Annotated in this window: 18 protein-coding genes; 9 read left to right on the top strand and 9 right to left on the bottom strand. The window is 58.5% G+C overall.

Features of this window, described 5'->3' with window-relative positions; genetic code table 11:
* Positions 1–91 precede the first annotated feature (91 nt).
* Both HG264_RS10655 and HG264_RS10650 read left to right on the top strand, forming a co-directional pair.
* Entirely contained in the window at positions 92–745 is a 654-nt protein-coding gene (locus HG264_RS10655; protein WP_169407630.1) for a DsbA family oxidoreductase, read from the top strand.
* A complete protein-coding gene (locus HG264_RS10650; protein ID WP_169407629.1) occupies positions 738–1,274 on the top strand; it encodes a DUF3087 domain-containing protein in 537 nt (178 codons plus the stop codon). Before HG264_RS10655 ends, HG264_RS10650 begins: the two co-directional genes overlap by 8 nt.
* Before the next feature lie 34 nt (positions 1,275–1,308).
* Here the strand turns inward: HG264_RS10650 and HG264_RS10645 are convergent, their stop codons facing one another.
* A complete protein-coding gene (locus HG264_RS10645) occupies positions 1,309–3,234 on the bottom strand; it encodes an alpha/beta fold hydrolase (RefSeq protein ID WP_169407628.1) in 1,926 nt (641 codons plus the stop codon).
* A 227-nt stretch (positions 3,235–3,461) separates the two neighbouring features.
* Here HG264_RS10645 and HG264_RS10640 point away from each other — a divergent pair, with 227 nt between their 5' ends.
* The 3 genes from HG264_RS10640 to HG264_RS10630 all read left to right on the top strand — a co-directional run bounded on the left by HG264_RS10640 (position 3,462) and on the right by HG264_RS10630 (position 7,036).
* Positions 3,462–4,409, top strand: a complete 948-nt coding sequence (locus HG264_RS10640) for a hypothetical protein (protein ID WP_169407627.1) — start codon at positions 3,462–3,464, stop codon at positions 4,407–4,409.
* Between the two features lie 269 nt (positions 4,410–4,678).
* Positions 4,679–6,169 (top strand): YdiU family protein, encoded by a 1,491-nt coding sequence (locus tag HG264_RS10635; protein WP_169407626.1) that lies wholly within the window; start codon positions 4,679–4,681, stop codon positions 6,167–6,169.
* Between the two features lie 18 nt (positions 6,170–6,187).
* Positions 6,188–7,036 carry an ion transporter gene (locus tag HG264_RS10630; protein WP_169407625.1) on the top strand — a complete coding sequence of 283 codons (849 nt, stop codon included), beginning with the start codon at positions 6,188–6,190 and terminating at the stop codon, positions 7,034–7,036.
* On the opposite strand, the gene HG264_RS10625 is transcribed toward HG264_RS10630, so the two are convergent.
* Both HG264_RS10625 and HG264_RS10620 read right to left on the bottom strand, forming a co-directional pair.
* Positions 7,033–7,500: a metallophosphoesterase family protein gene (locus HG264_RS10625; protein ID WP_218573062.1), complete on the bottom strand. Its 468-nt coding sequence runs from the start codon at positions 7,498–7,500 to the stop codon at positions 7,033–7,035. The two genes, HG264_RS10630 and HG264_RS10625, sit on opposite strands and share 4 nt — an antisense overlap.
* Positions 7,501–7,558: 58 nt before the next feature.
* A complete protein-coding gene (locus HG264_RS10620; protein WP_169407623.1) occupies positions 7,559–7,855 on the bottom strand; it encodes a hypothetical protein in 297 nt (98 codons plus the stop codon).
* A 142-nt stretch (positions 7,856–7,997) separates the two neighbouring features.
* Between HG264_RS10620 and rarD the strand changes: the two genes are divergently transcribed.
* The 3 genes from rarD to HG264_RS10605 all read left to right on the top strand — a co-directional run bounded on the left by rarD (position 7,998) and on the right by HG264_RS10605 (position 11,490).
* Positions 7,998–8,897 carry an EamA family transporter RarD gene (rarD, locus tag HG264_RS10615; protein WP_169407622.1) on the top strand — a complete coding sequence of 300 codons (900 nt, stop codon included), beginning with the start codon at positions 7,998–8,000 and terminating at the stop codon, positions 8,895–8,897.
* Between the two features lie 6 nt (positions 8,898–8,903).
* Positions 8,904–9,113: a DUF3565 domain-containing protein gene (locus HG264_RS10610; protein WP_169407621.1), complete on the top strand. Its 210-nt coding sequence runs from the start codon at positions 8,904–8,906 to the stop codon at positions 9,111–9,113.
* A 427-nt stretch (positions 9,114–9,540) separates the two neighbouring features.
* Positions 9,541–11,490, top strand: coding sequence for an acyltransferase family protein (locus tag HG264_RS10605; RefSeq protein WP_256663660.1), 1,950 nt, complete (start codon positions 9,541–9,543; stop codon positions 11,488–11,490).
* Positions 11,491–11,532: 42 nt separating this feature from the next.
* On the opposite strand, the gene HG264_RS10600 is transcribed toward HG264_RS10605, so the two are convergent.
* Together HG264_RS10600 and HG264_RS10595 are read right to left on the bottom strand one after the other, a co-directional pair.
* Positions 11,533–11,814: a DUF503 domain-containing protein gene (locus tag HG264_RS10600; protein WP_169407619.1), complete on the bottom strand. Its 282-nt coding sequence runs from the start codon at positions 11,812–11,814 to the stop codon at positions 11,533–11,535.
* Positions 11,811–13,175: an MFS transporter gene (locus tag HG264_RS10595; protein WP_169407618.1), complete on the bottom strand. Its 1,365-nt coding sequence runs from the start codon at positions 13,173–13,175 to the stop codon at positions 11,811–11,813. Before HG264_RS10595 ends, HG264_RS10600 begins: the two co-directional genes overlap by 4 nt.
* Positions 13,176–13,358: 183 nt before the next feature.
* On the opposite strand from HG264_RS10595, the gene HG264_RS10590 reads away from it, so the two are divergent.
* Complete coding sequence (locus HG264_RS10590) at positions 13,359–14,621, top strand: OprD family porin (protein WP_169407617.1); 1,263 nt, start codon at positions 13,359–13,361, stop codon at positions 14,619–14,621.
* 51 nt (positions 14,622–14,672) lie between these two features.
* Here HG264_RS10590 and HG264_RS10585 read toward each other — a convergent pair whose 3' ends face one another.
* The 4 genes from HG264_RS10585 to yghU all read right to left on the bottom strand — a co-directional run bounded on the left by HG264_RS10585 (position 14,673) and on the right by yghU (position 18,127).
* Positions 14,673–15,806 carry a glutathione S-transferase family protein gene (locus HG264_RS10585; protein WP_169407616.1) on the bottom strand — a complete coding sequence of 378 codons (1,134 nt, stop codon included), beginning with the start codon at positions 15,804–15,806 and terminating at the stop codon, positions 14,673–14,675.
* Positions 15,807–15,908: 102 nt separating this feature from the next.
* Positions 15,909–16,229: a quaternary ammonium compound efflux SMR transporter SugE gene (sugE, locus tag HG264_RS10580; RefSeq protein WP_169407615.1), complete on the bottom strand. Its 321-nt coding sequence runs from the start codon at positions 16,227–16,229 to the stop codon at positions 15,909–15,911.
* Positions 16,230–16,377: 148 nt separating this feature from the next.
* Positions 16,378–17,052, bottom strand: a complete 675-nt coding sequence (locus HG264_RS10575) for an MOSC domain-containing protein (RefSeq protein WP_169407614.1) — start codon at positions 17,050–17,052, stop codon at positions 16,378–16,380.
* Between the two features lie 184 nt (positions 17,053–17,236).
* On the bottom strand, positions 17,237–18,127 hold the full coding sequence (yghU, locus tag HG264_RS10570) for a glutathione-dependent disulfide-bond oxidoreductase (RefSeq protein ID WP_169407613.1): 891 nt from the start codon (positions 18,125–18,127) through the stop codon (positions 17,237–17,239).

Here is an 18,127-nt window from a genome sequence, read left to right as displayed (position 1 = left end):
CAGCACGTCCGCATGATCATCCTGCTGTTTCAAAAAACCTTCGCAACTGCCACCATGTTTCCACGTGGTTACTAGCCTTCCGGAGCAACTCATGAACACATTACACATCGATATTGTCTCGGATATCGCCTGTCCCTGGTGCGCCATCGGCTATGCACGGCTGGAGCGCGCGATGGCTGGTCTCGAAGGCGAACTGGCGTTCACTGTCGAATGGCATGCTTTTGAACTGAACCCGGATGCTTCCGGTGAAGGCGAGCCGATATTGCAGGCGCTGAGCCGCAAATACGGGCGCAGCGAGAGCGAAATGGAAGCCGCCCAGGCGAACATGGTCAGTATTGCCACCGAGCTGGGGCTGAATTTCGAGAAGATGCAACAGCGCCGCACAGCCAATACCTTCGATGCGCATCGGCTGGTCAAATGGGCCGGTGAGCAGGGCCTGCAAACGCAGATGAAACAGGCATTTTTTGACGCGTATTTCGGTCAAGCCGAGAACGTAAGCGATCGGGATGTTCTGCTGCGCTGCGTGGAGTCTGTTGGTTTGGATAGCGATGCCGCGCAACGGGTGCTCGAGTCGGACCAGTATGCCGAAGCGGTACGTGAGGATGAGGAGCGCTACAGGCAGGCCGGCGTTACAGGTGTACCGGCCTTCATCATCAACGGGCAGTACATGATTGCCGGTGCGCAGGAGCCTGAGACATTGATCACCGCGTTTCGTGAGATTGCATCCGGCAAGCCCAATGTTTGAACTGCAGCCGATCGATCCCGAAGCCTACCGGCGGGAAACGCGCCGTAGCACGCTGACCGTGGCGGTGCTGTTTGCGGTAATCGCCATGGCAACCGCGACGGTATCCGTCGCTCTTTTCGGAGAACCCGGCGGGAACAACTTCATGTGGAATCTTGCGGGTGTGCTTGTTGGACTGTTCATCAGCAGCGTGGTTGTTCGCGGGTTGCTCTGGGATAAGCCGTTCATGGCCTCCGCGCGCTACGGCTGGCAGCTCAAACGCAGCCTGATGCGCGTTACCAATGTGATGCATCAGGTTGAGGCCGGGGTGGCAGCCGACAACCCGGAGGCGATGAAGCTATTGCGTTTCTATCATCAGGGACTGACACAGATGCACGAGCTTGATGGGAATACCAGCGCACTGGCAGAGCTTCGCAGCGAGAAAGAGGCGCATCGCCAGCGCCTCGAAGCACTGGGTATCGTGGATGACCAGCCCCGCCTTGATCCACGTTGGCTGGATGCAATCCAGGGCTACGGCAAGAAGAGCAAATAGGAAATGCGCCCCGTTATGCGGGGCGCCTGGATCTTTACTGAAGGTAATCCCTGAACTGCACAGACACCGAGCGCACCTGACTCGATGGCCAGTTAGGTACGTTGATGCGCTGGACAGCCCCATCGCCGCCCCGTGGCGTCAGCTCAATGGCAATCACGTCATAAGGCGGAGAAGCGGCGGGAATAAACAGATCCACGCTGGTGATAAAGGGAACCGCCGCGAGTGTCGGGTCGGGTATCCCGGGTTCGCTCTGCTGGTCGGCGCCCCGGTCATGCAGAAACAGACTGCTGAGTCGGTCCAGAAGTGGAGCCGTTTCGGCAGTTATCACGTTCGTTCCGTTCACTGTAAGCACATCGTTACCCTCTCCCTGATCGCCCCATAATTCCTTGTCGCGACCGATATTCAGGTTCGTATGCGCTGCACTGCGCGACAGAAGCGCGCCAACCCCGCTTCCCGGCTGAGAGGTATTCAGGCGCACGAAATAGCTGTCCTGCGAGAATCCTTCCCGATAGAAATAGTGGTCGGCATTTTCCACCTCCCGAATCAGGCCGAACTCGTAGGTGGCGTGCTTTTCCCCGCGGATCGGACCCCATGTACCGCTGCTGTCAATCGCGTGCTCATAAACCGGGGTGTCTGCCAGGCGTACGCCGGTTTCCGGATCGACTTCGAATACTCTCAGGGTGGCACCTTCAGCGCCGATGTTTTGCGGAAATATGTTTGCCCGGCCCGCGATCCATACCGCATCGCCCTCTGCTTCAGGGATCTGGTTGGTCGCCGGTTCGCGACCGTTGAAAAAACGGTACATGTGCGAGAAGGAGTCAGCGGAAGTCGCCACTTCTATATGACCGACCGGAGCGTCCGGCTCGGGGTAAATGTTCTCTGCGCCAGTAATCTCCTGTGTCACGTATTGGCCCCACAGCGCCAGCGTCGGGACCTGGCCAGGCGGTGCTTCGGCAGCACGCCCGTCGATGTTCACGTAGTGCGCAACCTTGGCAGCGTGCTGAGGCGACGCAAGATAGAGGGCGCTAACGCCCGTGCCCAGCGAGTGGCCCATCAGGTCGATCTGCTCGGCGCCGGTGGTGCGCAGCAGCTCATCGATCAGAGCGTTAAGCCTGGCGTGGCGCTCCACTACGACGGCCGGCTCAGCGATCCCGGCTGGGTTACTGGTGTCATACTCGAATACAGCCAGATGCGAACGGGGATAACCGTTTGCCATGAAGCGTTGCGCCTGCGATTCGAACTGCGATGCAGAACCGGCGCCGCCGTGGATGAACACCACGGGCCGCAGCGAGGTGTCGACGGGTTTGCCGGCCTGTTTATCGAGCGAATCCTGCAGGTGTGTCCAGGCTTCAAGGGAGGTACGCAGCTCGCGTTGGCCCGCCTGGGCATTCTCCGCGAACACCGCTTCAGCATTCAGTGCCGTCAACAGCCCTTCGGGCCCGGTCATGGCCGCCTCGAAGCTTTCCGTGTCTGCCCAGTCGATCATGGAACCCAAGGTGTTGTTGGCTTCCATGGCGGAAGTTATTTCCGGCGTAATACCGATGCCATTGGCCAGGTCTCCATCCGCATCCAGCGATTGCAGAAAGCGCGATATGTTCAGTACCGCCGGATCACCAGTGTGCTCGGCATCCGCGACAACAGTTTGCGGCGTGACAATCGATTGCCCGGCGGCCGAGCCGAGTTCGATCCCCGCCACCGAGAAAGTGACCGTTTCGCCTTCCTTGTATCTGAACACACCCGCTCCGTCAGTGGTGCCGTTCTGGCTAGGCGTTTCATACCGGATGCCCGCCACCGGGCTGTCGAGAAAAACACCTTCGGATACGTCTTCGGAACCAGGGTCCGGATCAGGATGGTGATCATCGTCCGAGCCAGAACCTGAACTGCATCCGATCAAAGACAGAGAAAAAACAAGTGATAGTGCTGCGCAGCGGACACCCGTGCGCGGGCCATGAGCCTTCATGCCACATCCTCTTTTTGTTGTTGGAAGTGATGTCTGCGCCGGCATTCAGTGATCGACACACAAAAGACAATCGATCAAAGCATAGGACACTTTTTATATCTGTTCCGTGAAGCGGGCTTTAGGCGATCTCCATCGTTCGATGGATGCAGGGGCCGCGCAGGACGTGGAGGATGGGGCGGGAAGCGAACGATTCGCTCAATCAAGCCATCAAAACAGGAGGTAAGGAGATGATCCTTCACCACTTGAATCAGACACGGGTAATGTTCGCCCTGGCAATGGTTGCCGTTTCAGTACAAGCCGATGATTTCAATCAGGCACAAATACATCAGGACGGAGAACAACAGCACGCCAGCGTCTGGCAAACCGGCGCAGGCAACCGTTCGACCACGACCCAGACCGACAGCGTGCTGACCGAGGCTTTTACACGGCAGGACGGCAGCTATAACGAAGCCGATATCACCCAGCGCGGGATAGCGCTCAGCACCACAGTGGATCAGGTTGGACAGCTGAATCAGGTCGACATCTGGCAGTATGAGTCAGCCAGCGATAGCTCGTTGACTGTTTCCCAGGCCGGTAACGAGCATCGTGCGCTCGTTACCCAGATGCACGTTGGACAGACTGCGCTGATCGACCAGGCAGGCAACGGGCATTATGTCGATATGAGCCAGTTTGGCGAAGGGAACGAGGCTACCGTGATCCAGTCAGGCGAAGGTCACAATGCTTTGGTCAGACAGACGGGCATCCAGGAATTTTCGACTGTGTATTCCTATTACGGGTACGTTCGGCTCGAGCAGAGCGGTATCCACCAGGGCGCTTCGCTCAATCTGGGGGGCTGGCGCAATCACATACAGCTGGATCAGAGTGGGCAGGGCAACCACGCCACCCTGCACCAGCATGGCTCGGATCTGATGATTGACGCAGTGCAGCAGGGCCAGGGCAATGAGCTGGAAATGTACGGTTCAAGCTCGGGCAATGACATAACCATCGATCAGAACGGCACCGGCAACTGGATCCAGACATCTCATCCCGGCAGCTTCGAAGGCCATGAAGCCAGTTTGTCAGTCAGCCAGACCGGCGACTCCAACTGGGCGCAGGTCACTCAGGATTCAGCGATGGCTCAGGCCGATGTCGTTCAGTCCGGCTCAGGTAACTTCGCCAGAATCGAGCAGTATTGACTCGGGGCGCCGGTCCAGCTCTGCGCTGACCGGCGCCGCTTAACCAGAACCCGAAAACGGCGGACCACGTTGCCGCGCTTGATGGTCTGCCACTGCAATTGCCGAAACTCTTTTCCGACTTCGCCTGTACGCCGCTGGCCTATCCCCGGTTTGTCGTTAAACTCTATGTAGATGGCGCCTTAGAGCGGTTGCGCCAGGTGTAGAACCTTTAGCGACCGCTGGATGCCGAAACACTTCAACCATCCACTTGATGGTATCGGGAGGCATTAGTGAGCCAGTTCAGCAGCCCCAAATTCGATAACAGCTACGTGCGGTTGCCGGAACGTTTTTATACACGCCAGGCGCCTGAGCCGGTCAAGGCACCGCAACTCATACGCGTCAACGAAGCGTTGGCAGGCCAGCTAGGTATCTCCGCAGACTGGCTGAATTCACCTGAAGGTCTGCAAGTGCTGGCAGGCAATCAGCTGGCGCCGGGCTCGGAACCGATCGCCACCGTGTATGCCGCCCACCAGTTTGGCGGGTGGAATCCCCGATTGGGGGACGGGCGTGCAGTTTTACTGGGCGAAGTGATCGATAAAAAAGGCGGCCGCTTCGACATTCAGCTCAAGGGTTCGGGACGTACGCCTTATTCGCGTGGAGGGGACGGGCGTTCGCCGCTCGGGCCGGTGCTGCGCGAGTACATCGTCAGCGAGGCGATGGCGGCCCTTGGCGTGGCCACTTCACGCAGCCTGGCTGCGGTCACCACCGGTGAAAAGGTTCACCGTGAACGCAGCCTGCCAGGTGCGATATTGACGCGCGTAACCTCGAGCCACATTCGCATCGGCACCTTCCAGTATTTTGCCAGCCGGGACGATCAGGAGGCTGTGCACATACTCGCTGATCATGTGATCAAGCGGCATTACCCTGCCGCAGCCAAGGCCGAGCGCCCTTACGTGGCGCTGTTGCAGGCGGTGATTGCGCGTCAGGCTAACCTGGTAGCTGACTGGCAGCAGCTGGGCTTTATCCACGGTGTGATGAATACGGACAACATGCTGGTCTCAGGCGACACCGTTGACTACGGCCCCTGCGCCTTCATGGATAGCTACCACCCGGACAAGGTGTTCAGTTCCATCGATCAGCACGGCCGCTACGCGTATTCCAATCAGCCCGGAATTGCCCAATGGAATCTCGCCTGGCTCGCGCGCGCTCTGCTGCCATTGCTTGACGAGGATGAAGACGCTGCGGTGCAGGCCGGGCAGCAGGCGATTGACGCTTATGAAAAGCAATATCTGGACGCTTACAACGAACTCATGCGGCGCAAGATCGGGCTGGCACGCACCAATGACAAGAGCATAAACCTGGTGACAGAGCTCTTGCAGGCCATGCACGCGGCGGGTACCGATTACACGCTGACTTTCCGCCGGCTGGCCGAGCTGGCCGGGCCGACGCCGGGGCCTGATCAGGCCAGTATTGCCGGTATTTTCGAACTGCCTGACACGCTGCAGCCATGGCTGGAGAAATGGCGCGCCCAGCTTGAGACGGAGGCGGCTCCAGCGGCTGAACGGCAGCAGCAGATGCTGGCCTTGAACCCCGTGTTCATTCCCCGCAACCATCTGGTCGAGGAGGTCATCCGCGCGGCTACGGACAAGGACGACTTCGAGCCGTTTCACCAGTTGGTCGAGCGGCTTGCGAGCCCCTGCCGCTATGATGAAAAGGACGCCCGCTACGCTATGCCGCCGCGGCCTGAACAGGTGGTTGCGCGTACCTTCTGCGGAACCTGATCGACAAGGAAAGAGTGAATGCTCAAGCCAGCAGGTGGACAGCTGAAGGCCAGGCTGTTCCAGATCATCTTTGAGTCCGATTCGCGTCTGGCCAAGGGATTTGATATCGCTCTGGCCGGGCTGATACTGATCAGCGTCGCGGTGGTACTGCTGGACAGCGTCGCGTCCGTTCATGAGCGGTTCGGCGTGTTGTTCTATCGGCTGGAATGGGTAGTAACCGTCCTCTTCACTATTGAACTGGCCTTACGTATCTATTGCCTGGAGAAACCCTGGCTGTATCTGCGAAGTTTCTACGGCGTGATAGATATGCTGGCAGTACTGCCCACCTGGTTGGCGCTTATCGCACCCGGCGCGCAGACGTTGGTGGTTATCCGTTTGCTGCGCACCCTGCGATTGTTCCGGGTGCTGGAAATGATGTCGCTGGTCGGGCAGGGGCGGTTACTGCTGGACGCACTGGCGCGTAGCCGCGGACAGATAATGCTGTTTCTATTCTCGGTGTTGATGTTGGTAACGATATTTTCGTCGTTGCTGTATCTGATCGAACCGCCTGAAGCCGGGTTCACCAGCATTCCCAGGGCGATCTATTGGGGTGTGGTGACGCTCACCACTGTCGGTTATGGGGATATCGCGCCGGTTACGCCCCTCGGGCAGTTCATTTCAATGATGATCATGCTGACAGGGTATTCGATCATTGCGCTGCCGATCGGCGTGTTTTCCGTGGAGGTAATCAACGCGTTGCGTCAGGAGCGCTATTCGGACGAGGCGTGCCCAGGCTGCGGTCGCAGCGAGCACGAGCGCAATGCGCGCTACTGCAAATACTGCGGCACCTGGCTGAATGAAGAGACCCCGGACCCTAACAGATCCTAGCGAGCCGGGACAGGCAGCTCGACAATACGGGCGGAAACCTCCTCGCCGTCGATCGTCAACTCGGCTATGGCGATGGGCAGTTTGAACCGGCGACGCCCCGCACTGCCGGGATTGACGTACAGCACGCCGTCACGTTCGGTTATCGATGGCTTATGCGAGTGGCCCGAGATAACCACCCGTGCGCCCATGTCGGCATGGTCGATGGCCAGTTCCGCCAGATCATGGATAACAAATATCCCTGTCTCTCCCAGCGTGATATGCGCCGTTTCAGGCAAGCGCTGTCCCCATTCGCTGCGGTCGTTGTTGCCGCGCACGACGGTTACCGGCGCCAGGGCTTGCAGCGACTCGATGATGCTCTCATCCATGATATCGCCGGCATGGATGATATGGTCGCTTCCCCTGAGGAAGGCAACGGCTTCGTCGCGCAGCAGATTATGCGTATCGGCTATCAGTCCGACTCTCAGCATAGGGTGGTCGGACAGGTGCGGCGGAGCCGATGCCCGCCTGCAGCTGTCACGGTACTCAGCTCTGGAGGACGGATTCGCAGCGTCTGGATGCTTCGATCAACCGCTGGCGTGTGCCTTGATCGATCGCGTCCTGGCTGCCCATCTCTTCGAGCTCACTGGTGCTGAACTCGCTGCTGACTTCGCCGGCCGCACATTCGCAGAACGCCTTGGCTTTTGCTGCGCTATGTTCTGCCTGAGCGCCCTCGACGCATTCAGCAACGAAGGGGGCTTTGGCGCCCTCAGGCCATTCGGCGCTCGCGGGCAGGGCGACGGCCAACGGAAACAACAAGGCAATCAGGTGACGGTACTTCATGCGGTACTCCTGTTCGTACGGTGTCAGGCAGGAATGCCTGGTTCTTCATCTGAGGCGGACAAGCGGAGCGAGTTCCCCCAGCCGACAGCCATACTCGCGCCGAAGCTGTCATCATGGCGGCGGTTCTTCAGGAGAGAGGTCGATGGACAACAACGTATCATCCGAAAATACCCGTGGCGTGGCCTTCGGGGTGGCAGCCTATGCCATGTGGGGCTGCTTTCCGTTGTTCTTCGCTCTGTTCGAGGGCGTCCCCGCCTATGAGGTGTTGGTGCATCGGATTCTCTGGTCCTGCGTCTTTCTGATCCTGGTGATCAGTCTGCTGCAGCGTTGGCAGCCGGTCACGGCGGCGCTGGCCAGGCCACGGAGCCTGGGGCGGGTGGCAATCTGTGCAGTACTGATTGCGATCAACTGGGGTTTATACATCTACGCGGTGGAAACCAACCATGTGTTGCAGGCCAGCCTGGGATATTTCCTCACGCCGTTGATCAACGTTGCGCTGGGTGTACTGATACTTCGCGAGCGCATGGCGCGTCTGCAGGTGGCTTCGGTGGTATTGGCCGGGCTCGGTATCATGATTCAGGTGGTGATGCTCGCGAGCGTGCCCTGGATCAGCCTGATTCTGGCAGTATCCTTTGGCTGCTACGGGCTGGTGCGCAAACAGGTTGCCCTGGACGGGCTGTCCGGCCTGTTCGTAGAGACGCTTATTCTGCTGCCGATTGCCTTGCTGGCGCTTGGCTGGTTGACGGCGTCCGGGGTGTCCAACTTCCTGGTGGAAGGCAACACCCTGTTGTTGATCGCTTGCGGAGCAGTGACCGCGGTGCCCTTGCTGGCCTTCGCCGGTGCAGCGCGACGCTTGCGTCTGTCCACTGTGGGCTTTCTGATGTACCTGAATCCGACCCTGCAATTCCTCATCGCGCTGTACATATTCAAAGAGCCGCTGGAGCAGGTTCAGCTGATCAGCTTCATCACGATATGGATCGCACTTGTGTTGTATTCGTGGTCCGCCTGGTGCGAGAGTCGAGCCATCGAACAACACGGCTGAGCTGACATGCAAAGACCTATCACCGGTTATCACCTCGACGAAGAGAACCATTGGGTGGCGGAGCTTTCGTGTGGCCATTTCCAGCATGTCAGGCATAACCCACCCTGGCAGGAGCGCTTCTGGGTGACCACCGAAGCGGGCCGTATCAGTCGATTGGGCTTTCTGCTCAACTGCAAAAAGTGCGAAGTGGGCGCGCCTCCTGACGGTGCGGCCTGATCTCTACTTGGAGGCGCGCTCCGAGGTCGACCTGGTTCCCCTCCGCGATCCGATTTTCGATATGGCGGTTTCGCAGCTTTTTAATGGCACTTTCTTTCCTTTTGAGAATCGGAGGCATAGACATTGTGGAACGAAGTGTTCCACTAGTCAGGTAGTTTGCGATGACATGCCTCGCACCTGAAACACCATCGTTTGATTGATGAAAAGCGACGCCCGTCGGAGCAGGATCGGCTGGTGTCGTCCTTACAAATCGTTGTGGCCAGCAGTCTGGTTCGGGACCACGAACGAACCCGCAACCGAAACACACGTGACTGGAAAATAAAGCTCAGATGACCATTACTCCGCCTTAGAGACCCGCTGGAAATATTGAAATCGCTTCCGTCACCGGCACTGGCCGGTCGGCGCAATTCAATGTTGGGGGTTTTTAGTGCATTTTCGCGGAGATATTAATGGCCTTCGAGCCGTAGCAGTCATTGCAGTGATGCTTTTCCACTTTGGCATAGTGGGTGGGCAGGGCGGCTTCGTCGGCGTAGACGTATTCTTTGTTATATCCGGCTACCTCATGACCGGGATCATCGTCTCCCGGATGGAAAGCAGCCGATTCTCCGTGTGGGAGTTTTATAAGGAACGGGCCAAACGAATCGTTCCGGCGCTGGCATTTCTGTGTCTGTTTCTCGTCATTATTGGCTGGGCGCTATTGCTTCCCTCGGCCTATGAACAACTCGGTAAGCACGTCCTTGGAAGTTTGGGCTTTGTTTCCAATCTGATGTACTGGAAGGAATCGGGGTACTTCGAGCAAGCCTCGCACGACAACTGGTTGCTGCATACCTGGTCGCTCTCGGTCGAGTGGCAGTTCTATCTGATCTATCCGATTGTTATCGTCGCGTTGCGCGAGATGCTGTCGCTGCGCCTCACCCGCTGGGTGCTGATATTGCTGGCGTTGGGCTCTTTTGCCTTGTCGGCATACGCCTCGTCTCGCTGGCCGACCTCGTCCTTCTTTCTGCTTCCTACCCGCATGTGGGAGATGCTGGCGGGTGGGCTGGTGTATCTGTTCCCGCTTGGCTTTGCGCAACGCAGTAGCCGCTTGCTGGAGCTTTCAGGCATATTGCTGATTGGTGCATCGGTGCTGATTTTTACCCCTGCGACCGTCTGGCCGGGCTGGTTGGCGGCTATCCCGGTGATGGGTACGGTGTTGGTTATCTATTCTGCCCGTTATGAGTCAGCGATAACCGGGAACGCTGTCTCGCAGTTCGTGGGGCGGATTTCCTACTCCGTATATCTGTGGCATTGGCCCATTGCTGTCTGGATATATTACTTTGCGCTTGAGGGCGATCCGTTCTGGATCGTTGCGGGCGTGGCCGCCTCGGTGCTGACCGGCTGGCTGTCGTATCGCTACATAGAAAACAGGGCGCGGCGTAAAACTGATTCGCCGGGATTATGGCAGCCTGGAATGGGCGCGGCCGCGGCAGTCATCCTGGCGGCTTCCCTGGCCACCGTGACCCTCGCTGCGCAGGGCTATCCATCCCGAATCAACGATGAATTTCGTGAAGCCACGGCAGAGCTGATTCTGCCGCGCCGATCCAATCGGTGGTGTTTCCACAATGTCGAAACAAGCGGGTCCGGGGAGGTCAATCCAGTCGGTCAGGAGGGACTTGAATGCCTACTCGGTGCTGCGGATGGCCAGTTGCGGGCATTGTTGTTCGGCGACTCCTTTGCCGGACACTACGGCCCCTTCTGGGACGATCTGGGCAAGGAACACGCGATATCGATCAACTCGGTCTCAACCAACTGGTGCTACCCAAGCCTCGCGAGGGACTTTACCGGGGATATGACCGGCCTGAGTTACCGGCAATGTCTGATCAACAGGGAGTACCTGGAAGCTCAAGCCGATAGCTATGACCTGATTATCCTGGCGGGTCAGTGGGGCGCTGTGCAGGAGCACAACCATATGCGCAACGTAGTCAAGGCGATCGATTATCTCGCTGAACGCACCGGGATGGTGGTGGTGATGGCTTCGCCGACTACGTTCGATGTCAGCGTAGCGGACATGTATAAACGCAGCCTGCGGTTCGGTGGTGAATTTGATATCACCCGGTTCCGCAAGACGCGGGATGTGCCTGCCAGAGAGGCTAACAGCCTGCTTGCGGACTATGCCAGCCGGCATGCGAATGTCATGTTCATCGACCGGCATTCGATGTTTCACGTAAAGGGTGTTCGCTCTGACGTGACCGCCGAGAACGTGCCATTCGGGCTTGATCCGTCCGGTCATATCAGCTTGTACGGTTCGCGAATGGCCGCTAAAGCGTTCAGGGAAACCGCCGTCTATCAAGCCTTTCTCCAGAGCATCCAGGCTCTTCCCGGTGGGGACGTTCAGTGAGCGCTCGCGCCAGAGGCCTGCGCGCAACGCAGGACGTGGCCGTTAAAGTATTTCCCGAGTGACATCCAGCACCCGGCCATCCACGGTACGCTGAAGCTTGTCCTCGATTTCACTGCAGATGGACTCGACCTTTTTGGCAGAGGTCGCTGCGACTACAAACGACCATTCGCTGGAATCCAGCCGGTCCAGGTCTGCGCTTTCGCAGACGGCGATTGCCGGGTTGCGGCCAAAGCGTTCGTGTAGCCCGCCCATGCGCTGGCGCTTTTCCTTGAGAGAACCGCAGCCGGGCAGCGATATCCTGAAAGTCAGTACGCCTATATTCATGGAGTGCTCCTGTTCAGCTGAGGCGAATCGGTAGAGCCCTCGCGCCAGTCTTCGGCAACCTGGCTGCCGCGCGCCTCATTGACGGGCAGCACAGTGAAGATAGCCACACCAAACAGCGCCATGCAGAACAGGATGGCATCGGCCAGGCCGAACGCCCACTGCACCAGCCCCAGCCCTAGAATGCCGAACACCGCTGCGAGTTTTGAAGCCGTGCCCCACAGGCCAAAGAATTCGGCGGATTTACCCAGCGGCGTCAGCACGCCTACTAATGCCCGACCCGCTGATTGCGAGGCGCCGAGACTGGTCCCGGCGAGCGCGCCGGCAAACAGGAACACATGCTGGGGCTCCCACGTTACCCCCAACCACGCCCGCAGCAGACCGGTCAGGTGGGGGGTCTGCCAGATCGCCAGAATCGCCACCAGCCACAGTAGCAGCGTCAGAATATAGGTCAGGCGCGCGCCGAGCCGACTCTGCAAGGCGCCGAAGGCAAAGGCGCCCAGTGCGGCGGTAATCTGCACGGTGATAAACATGAACGCACGAATCTCCTCGCTCCAGCCGATCACCTGCGCGCCATAGATGAACGAGAAGGCGATGATGATGTAGATGCCGGCCATCGAGAAGAAGATGGAGATCAGCAGTGAGCGCAAATCCCTGAACTGGTGTATCTCCCGGAAGGTAATGGCCACGCGTTGTATGCCCACACTGACCAGTGACTGGCCGGCCGGCGTCGCGCGTTTATCCCCGCGCTCTTTCAACCAGATGAAAGTGGGGATCGCTGCCACCAGAAAGAAACCGGCGGCAAAAGGGCCTACCCAGCGAATAGTCTCGTAATTTTCAGCCGACACATCGCCCAGGAAAAACAGCGTAAACGCGGTGGCCACCAGGCCGCCGATATATCCGACGCCCCATCCCAGCCCGGAAATCCAGCCCAGCGCCTGGCGTGGACCGAGATCCGGCAAAAAGCTGGCGACGAAGCCTTCTCCCATCGAATAAGCGAAGTTGGACAGGATAATCAGCAGCATGGCCGGCAGGATCCAGCCCGGTTCGACGAAGTACAGCAGTGCAGTGGTCAGCACTGTCAGCAGATAGCTGCCGAACAGAAAGCGTTTGCGGCTGTGCGAATAATCCATGATCGCACCGCATACCGGGTTGGCCACCACAACCATCAGATAGCTGACCGCCAACGCCAGGCTCCAGAGCAGATTACCCATCCGGTAATCCGGCGCATCACCGACGATGATCCGCGTGAACAGGTCGCCGAAAATCACCGTGATGATCAGCAGCGTATAGCCCTGATTGGCGAAATCGAACATAGCCCAGCCGAATATTTCCCGCTTGGGCGCAAGTTCGGTGCGGTTCATGGACACTCCTGGCAAGCAGTTCAGACAAATGGAGTCGCCACATTACCACTCCCCCATGACGCTGCGAATGCACATCGCCATTGGTCGGCAGCGGCGGAATGTGGATAATGCCCGTCACATTTCCTCGCTTGTCCAGCGGACCGGCAAGGATTTCTGCCACGCACTAAGCACGGATGTAGCAAGATGTCTTATAACAAAGCGCGTTTTATCTTGATGGGAATGTTGGCTTCGGCACCTGCCATGGCGGCACAGACTGATGCTGAAGGTTTCGTAGAGGGCAGTACGCTGGATCTGTTCCTGCGCAACGGCTATATCAGCCGCGATTACAAGCAGGGCAATCAGGACAAGGCTGAATGGGGGCAGGGCGCTGTCGCCTCGTTCAGTTCGGGCTTCACCAAGGGTACAGTCGGCTTCGGTGTAGACGCCTTTGGCATGTACGGCGTGCGGTTGGATAGCGGCAATGGTCGCGCGGGTCACCCCGGCATCGACTTCTTCATGGTCGACGATAACGGCGATATCGAGCACGACGTTGCCCATGCCGGCGCTGCGCTCAAGGCGCGTGTTTCCAATACCGTTATCAGCTACGGCGATCAGCGCCCGACATTGCCCGTTCTGAGCCATGACAACTCGCGCCTGTTACCGGAAACCTTCACCGGTACCCTGATCACCTCAGCGGAAATCGAAGGGCTGGTTCTGCATGCCGGGCGCTTTACTGCCGAGTCGCGCAAGAGCGATGAAGGCCGCGACAGCGCAGCGCTGAAGGCTATTGATGTACTCGGCGGTCGCTACCAGTTCAACGAGAATATCAGCGCCTCCCTGTATGCATCCGATGTCGAGGACGTGCTCAAGCGTCAGTACATCAACCTGAACTATGTCCGCCCGCTGGACAATGGCGACTCGCTGACGCTGGATTTCGGTGGCTACCGGACAAATCAGGAGAAGGAGTTCGATCCCACAGAAGGCAAGAACCGCATCTGGAGCCTTGCTGCTACCTACGAAACCGGCCCGCATGATTTTACCCTTGCGTACCAGCGTAGCAGCGGCGATGTCGGCTACAATTATGGGTATTACCAGAATCTCGGTGGCGTGGGTGACGGTGGCACGACTATCTGGCTGGCGAATTCATACTGGTCTGATTTCAACAATGAAGACGAGCGTTCCTGGCAAGTCGCATACGGTCTGGACTTTGCCGAGTACGGTGTTCCGGGTCTGAGCTACAAGGTGGCCTATGTGCGCGGTACCGATATCAATCTGGATGCGGCGGGACGTGGTACTGAGCGTGAGTTCTTCAACCAGTTCCAGTACGTCGTGCAAAGCGGGGCGGCCAAGGACCTGAGTGTGCGCCTGCGCAGTTCGGCGCTGCGAGTATCCAGCAACGCTCAGAACGCAATCAGCGAAGGCAACGAAGTTCGCGTCTTTGTCGATTTCCCGCTGGATATTCTCTGACGTAAGCAGTTCGACGGCTCGCAACGAGCCGTCGACTCATCCCGCCTTTTCTCAGCGACGCTCCCAGACCTCGACATGGTTGCGGCGATCGACGCTATAACCACGCTCACCCGGCAACGCTTTGTCCAGTCCGAAGCGTTGCAGATAAGCCTGCACCTTGCTGCGGTCCGCGTCGCTGGCCCGCTCCAGTACCCGATCCGCTCTGCGCAGTATGTACATCGAGTAGGGCGCAACGCCTGAGGTGATCGGCGCGCCGCGGAAGGTGGTTTCAACCTGTCCCACATGGCGCTGGTGCGCCTTGCTCGCAACGGGCTGGCCGTCTTCCGGCTGAAGCTTTTCTATCAACGCATCCATGCACTCGAACTTGGCGGTCAACTCAGGGAAGATTTCCTCGGCGACATGCTTGAGCAGCGGCTCCAGGGTGGACGGGATAGCATCCTCGGCAATGAATTCACTGCCGTAACCGGGGAAATCCGGCGTATCCAGGCCGGGCGCGGTCATGCGCTCTACCCAGCGGAATACGTTGGGTGAACGGCGCTTCATCAGATCCGACGGCACGGGGTCGCGGCCCAGGTGCGCGAACATCGGACCAATAAGCCCGTAATCCGCCACGCTTGGGCGGCCACCGAACAGGTAGGGATGTTGCGCAAAATGGGCTTCGAGAATATCCAGCAGACCTTCAAAGGAGCGCTCAATCAAGGGAACGGTTTCGGCATTGATACCCAGCGCGGGCAGATAGGATTGCATCCGCGCCATGATTGCTTCGGCCCGCGTGGCATCGCTGCCGGTAGCGAACGCGTGGCGCAGGAAGGATTCCTGTTGTTCGAGGTAGGACCAGCGATAATGCATGGCATGGCGCAGCATGGCCTGATAGCCGTAGTACTGCAGTATGACCGCCAGCACTGACTGTAACGGGCCTTCCGGATAGGCCGGGTAGGGCACGCCCTGGCGCTCGAAGTGATCAATGATGTCCAGGCTGTCCTGGATGATCTCACCGTCCGGTGTCTCCAACACGGGGATGATACTACGCTTGATCGTCGGTAAGATTCTGTCGACGAAATCCGCATGAGCGGGTGGCAGTTCAAGATAGGCGATGCCCTGCGTGCGCAGGTAGCTGCGGGCTATACCGGTATAAAGTGAGTGGGGAAGGCCGTAAAGCACGTTGGCAGCGGGACTGACGGGCATCGATGTCTCCTTGTGAGGTGGGATGGCGCTTCGGCGATTGTGCCAGCTTTGCCGGGCATGGCCTGTAGCCGGGAGCAAACTGGGGTCAGAATGTGAACGGCGTCACATTGTGTCCGCCAGCTTCAGGCCGACGATTCCTGTCAGTATGAGGGCGAGGCTGACAAGCCGCCCGAGCGACATGGGCTCAGCGAAGAGAAACACGCCGAGCAGAGCAGAGCCAATCACACCGATTCCGACCCACACGGCATAGGCGGTGCCCAGCGGCAGGGTTTTCATGGCGACTGACAGCAAACCGAAACTGACAATCATGGCGAGCAGGGTACCGATACTCGGCCACAGCCGGGTGAACCCCTCGGTGTATTTCAATCCCACCGCCCATACAACTTCCAGCAGACCTGCCAGCAGAAGAAGAATCCAGTTCATCGTTTTACCAAACGAACATCGGGGTCGTCCCCAACTCATGGTCGCTGCAACGGGGTCGTCCCCGCTGCAGACTGGTTTGAAAGAATGGTATCAGAACGAGCGGAGGGTCTCTCGGGCCGTCGGGGAAGCCTTCAGCAAACCATGCTCGTCAGAACATGGGTAGCTGAGGTGTGCCTGCTTCTGCTTTAAGTAGCTTTTCCTCGAGCGCTTCGCGCAGAAGCATGGCGATAGGTGCGGCGAGGGCGCGGCGGAGAAAATCGGCATCCTGAGTTTTGCTATGCCAGTAACGGAAAAGGTCTTCCACGGCGGGAGAGGCATCATCCGCAGCGGTCACGTGAAACAGATCACCGGGGCTTATCGTGCCGGGTCGCAGTACACGAGCGTAGGCACCACAGCGCGCCGCGCGGACGAATTGTTTTATGAAAGCCGGATCGCCCACGCGTGCGGCCAATACTGCGCACGGGGTTCTGGGTGCGGTTATTTGCATTATCAACTCCCCGGCCCGCAGGATGTCGCCTACGCGAACCCTCGGCCACCAGTGAGTGATCGTCAGATTCTCGCCGAAAAAGCCCGGCTCCAGGTCGCGCTGTAACTGCTGTTTCCACCAGTCAATGTCGTCCTGGCTGTAGAGATAAACAGCCTGATCGGGTCCGCCGTGAAAGCGTCTGTTGACGATGTTGTCCCCCGGCAATCCATTCTCGTCGATCCGCTGCGGGCCCTGCATGGGCTGTTTGAACAACCCGGTTTGTTTCACTTTTCCGCCTACCTGCAGGCTGCGTAGTTTGCCCACATTAAGGGAGAGAACGCGTGGAGAATAGGGCATGACGAAACCTGATAGTCGGGGAAGTTGAGGCAGCAATTCTATGACGAAGGGTACCGGCTGTAACCAGGTCGGGCATGTGTGGGTACGTGCTCAGCTTAGGATGACGTCCCTGTCATCAGAGTACTCAGCGCAGCACGGGGTTGCCTGACATCAGGATGTCTTCAACCGCCCCGGGCGAAACGGCTCACTGACTAGTCCCCTTTGTGCTCTCCGCATCGAGTTTGTCCTGGGTGCGGGTATCAAAATCGCTGGCATCATGGCGCTCCGGAAGCTGCTCCTCAGGATTGCCCCAGGTGCGGTTCACCATTCGGCCACGTTGCACAGCGGGCCTCTCATCAATAGCCCTGGCCCAGCGCTGCACATGGACGTAAGAATCCGCTTCGAGAAATTCTGCTGCTTCATACACCCGGTTCATGACCAGTGCGCCGTACCACGGCCAGATCGCCATATCAGCGATGCTGTATTCATCCCCGGCGATATACTGCCGCTCCGCCAGCTGGCGATCGAGCACGTCCAGCTGCCGCTTCACTTCCATGGTGTAGCGATTGATCGGGTACTCGTATTTCTCTGGCGCATAGGCGTAAAAATGACCAAAGCCACCGCCCAGCAACGGGCCGGCGCCCATCTGCCAGAACAGCCACGACAGGCATTCCGTCCGCCTGGCCACATCCTCTGGGATGAAGGCGCCGAATTTCTCCGCCAGGTACAGCAGGATCGACCCCGATTCAAACACACGAGTCGGCGGGTTGGTGCTGTTGTCCAGCATGGCCGGAATCTTCGAGTTGGGATTGATGCTGACAAACCCGCTGCTGAACTGGTCGCCTTCGGTGATTCTGATCAGGTGCGCGTCATACTCGGCCCCTTCGTGCCCTGCAGCCAATAGCTCCTCGAGAAGGATCGTTACCTTCATCCCGTTTGGCGTGGCGAGCGAATACAACTGTAGCGGGTGCTTGCCGACGGGAAGTTCCTGATCATGCGTTGGTCCGGCAGTCGGGCGATTGATGTTGGCGAATTTGCCGCCATTCTCCGCATCCCATTTCCAGACCTTGGGCGGTGTGTAGGTTGCGTCTGTCAT

Origin of the sequence: Pseudomonas sp. gcc21, assembly GCF_012844345.1 — a bacterium.
Taxonomy (GTDB): Bacteria; Pseudomonadota; Gammaproteobacteria; order Pseudomonadales; family Pseudomonadaceae; genus Halopseudomonas.
The sequence above is the reverse complement of the archived record's forward strand: the minus strand, read 5'-3'. Positions and strand labels throughout refer to the sequence as shown.

Coding starts and splice junctions, on each gene's coding strand:
- HG264_RS10645 (WP_169407628.1), bottom strand. CDS start 3,234: ATGAAGGCTCATGGCCCGCGCACGGGTGTCCGCTGCGCAGCACTATCA.
- HG264_RS10600 (WP_169407619.1), bottom strand. CDS start 11,814: ATGAATATAGGCGTACTGACTTTCAGGATATCGCTGCCCGGCTGCGGT.
- rarD (WP_169407622.1), top strand. CDS start 7,998: ATGGACAACAACGTATCATCCGAAAATACCCGTGGCGTGGCCTTCGGG.
- HG264_RS10590 (WP_169407617.1), top strand. CDS start 13,359: ATGTCTTATAACAAAGCGCGTTTTATCTTGATGGGAATGTTGGCTTCG.
- yghU (WP_169407613.1), bottom strand. CDS start 18,127: ATGACAGACGCAACCTACACACCGCCCAAGGTCTGGAAATGGGATGCG.
- HG264_RS10630 (WP_169407625.1), top strand. CDS start 6,188: ATGCTCAAGCCAGCAGGTGGACAGCTGAAGGCCAGGCTGTTCCAGATC.
- HG264_RS10585 (WP_169407616.1), bottom strand. CDS start 15,806: ATGCCCGTCAGTCCCGCTGCCAACGTGCTTTACGGCCTTCCCCACTCA.
- sugE (WP_169407615.1), bottom strand. CDS start 16,229: ATGAACTGGATTCTTCTTCTGCTGGCAGGTCTGCTGGAAGTTGTATGG.
- HG264_RS10655 (WP_169407630.1), top strand. CDS start 92: ATGAACACATTACACATCGATATTGTCTCGGATATCGCCTGTCCCTGG.
- HG264_RS10575 (WP_169407614.1), bottom strand. CDS start 17,052: ATGCCCTATTCTCCACGCGTTCTCTCCCTTAATGTGGGCAAACTACGC.
- HG264_RS10595 (WP_169407618.1), bottom strand. CDS start 13,175: ATGAACCGCACCGAACTTGCGCCCAAGCGGGAAATATTCGGCTGGGCT.
- HG264_RS10610 (WP_169407621.1), top strand. CDS start 8,904: ATGCAAAGACCTATCACCGGTTATCACCTCGACGAAGAGAACCATTGG.
- HG264_RS10650 (WP_169407629.1), top strand. CDS start 738: ATGTTTGAACTGCAGCCGATCGATCCCGAAGCCTACCGGCGGGAAACG.
- HG264_RS10640 (WP_169407627.1), top strand. CDS start 3,462: ATGATCCTTCACCACTTGAATCAGACACGGGTAATGTTCGCCCTGGCA.
- HG264_RS10620 (WP_169407623.1), bottom strand. CDS start 7,855: ATGAAGTACCGTCACCTGATTGCCTTGTTGTTTCCGTTGGCCGTCGCC.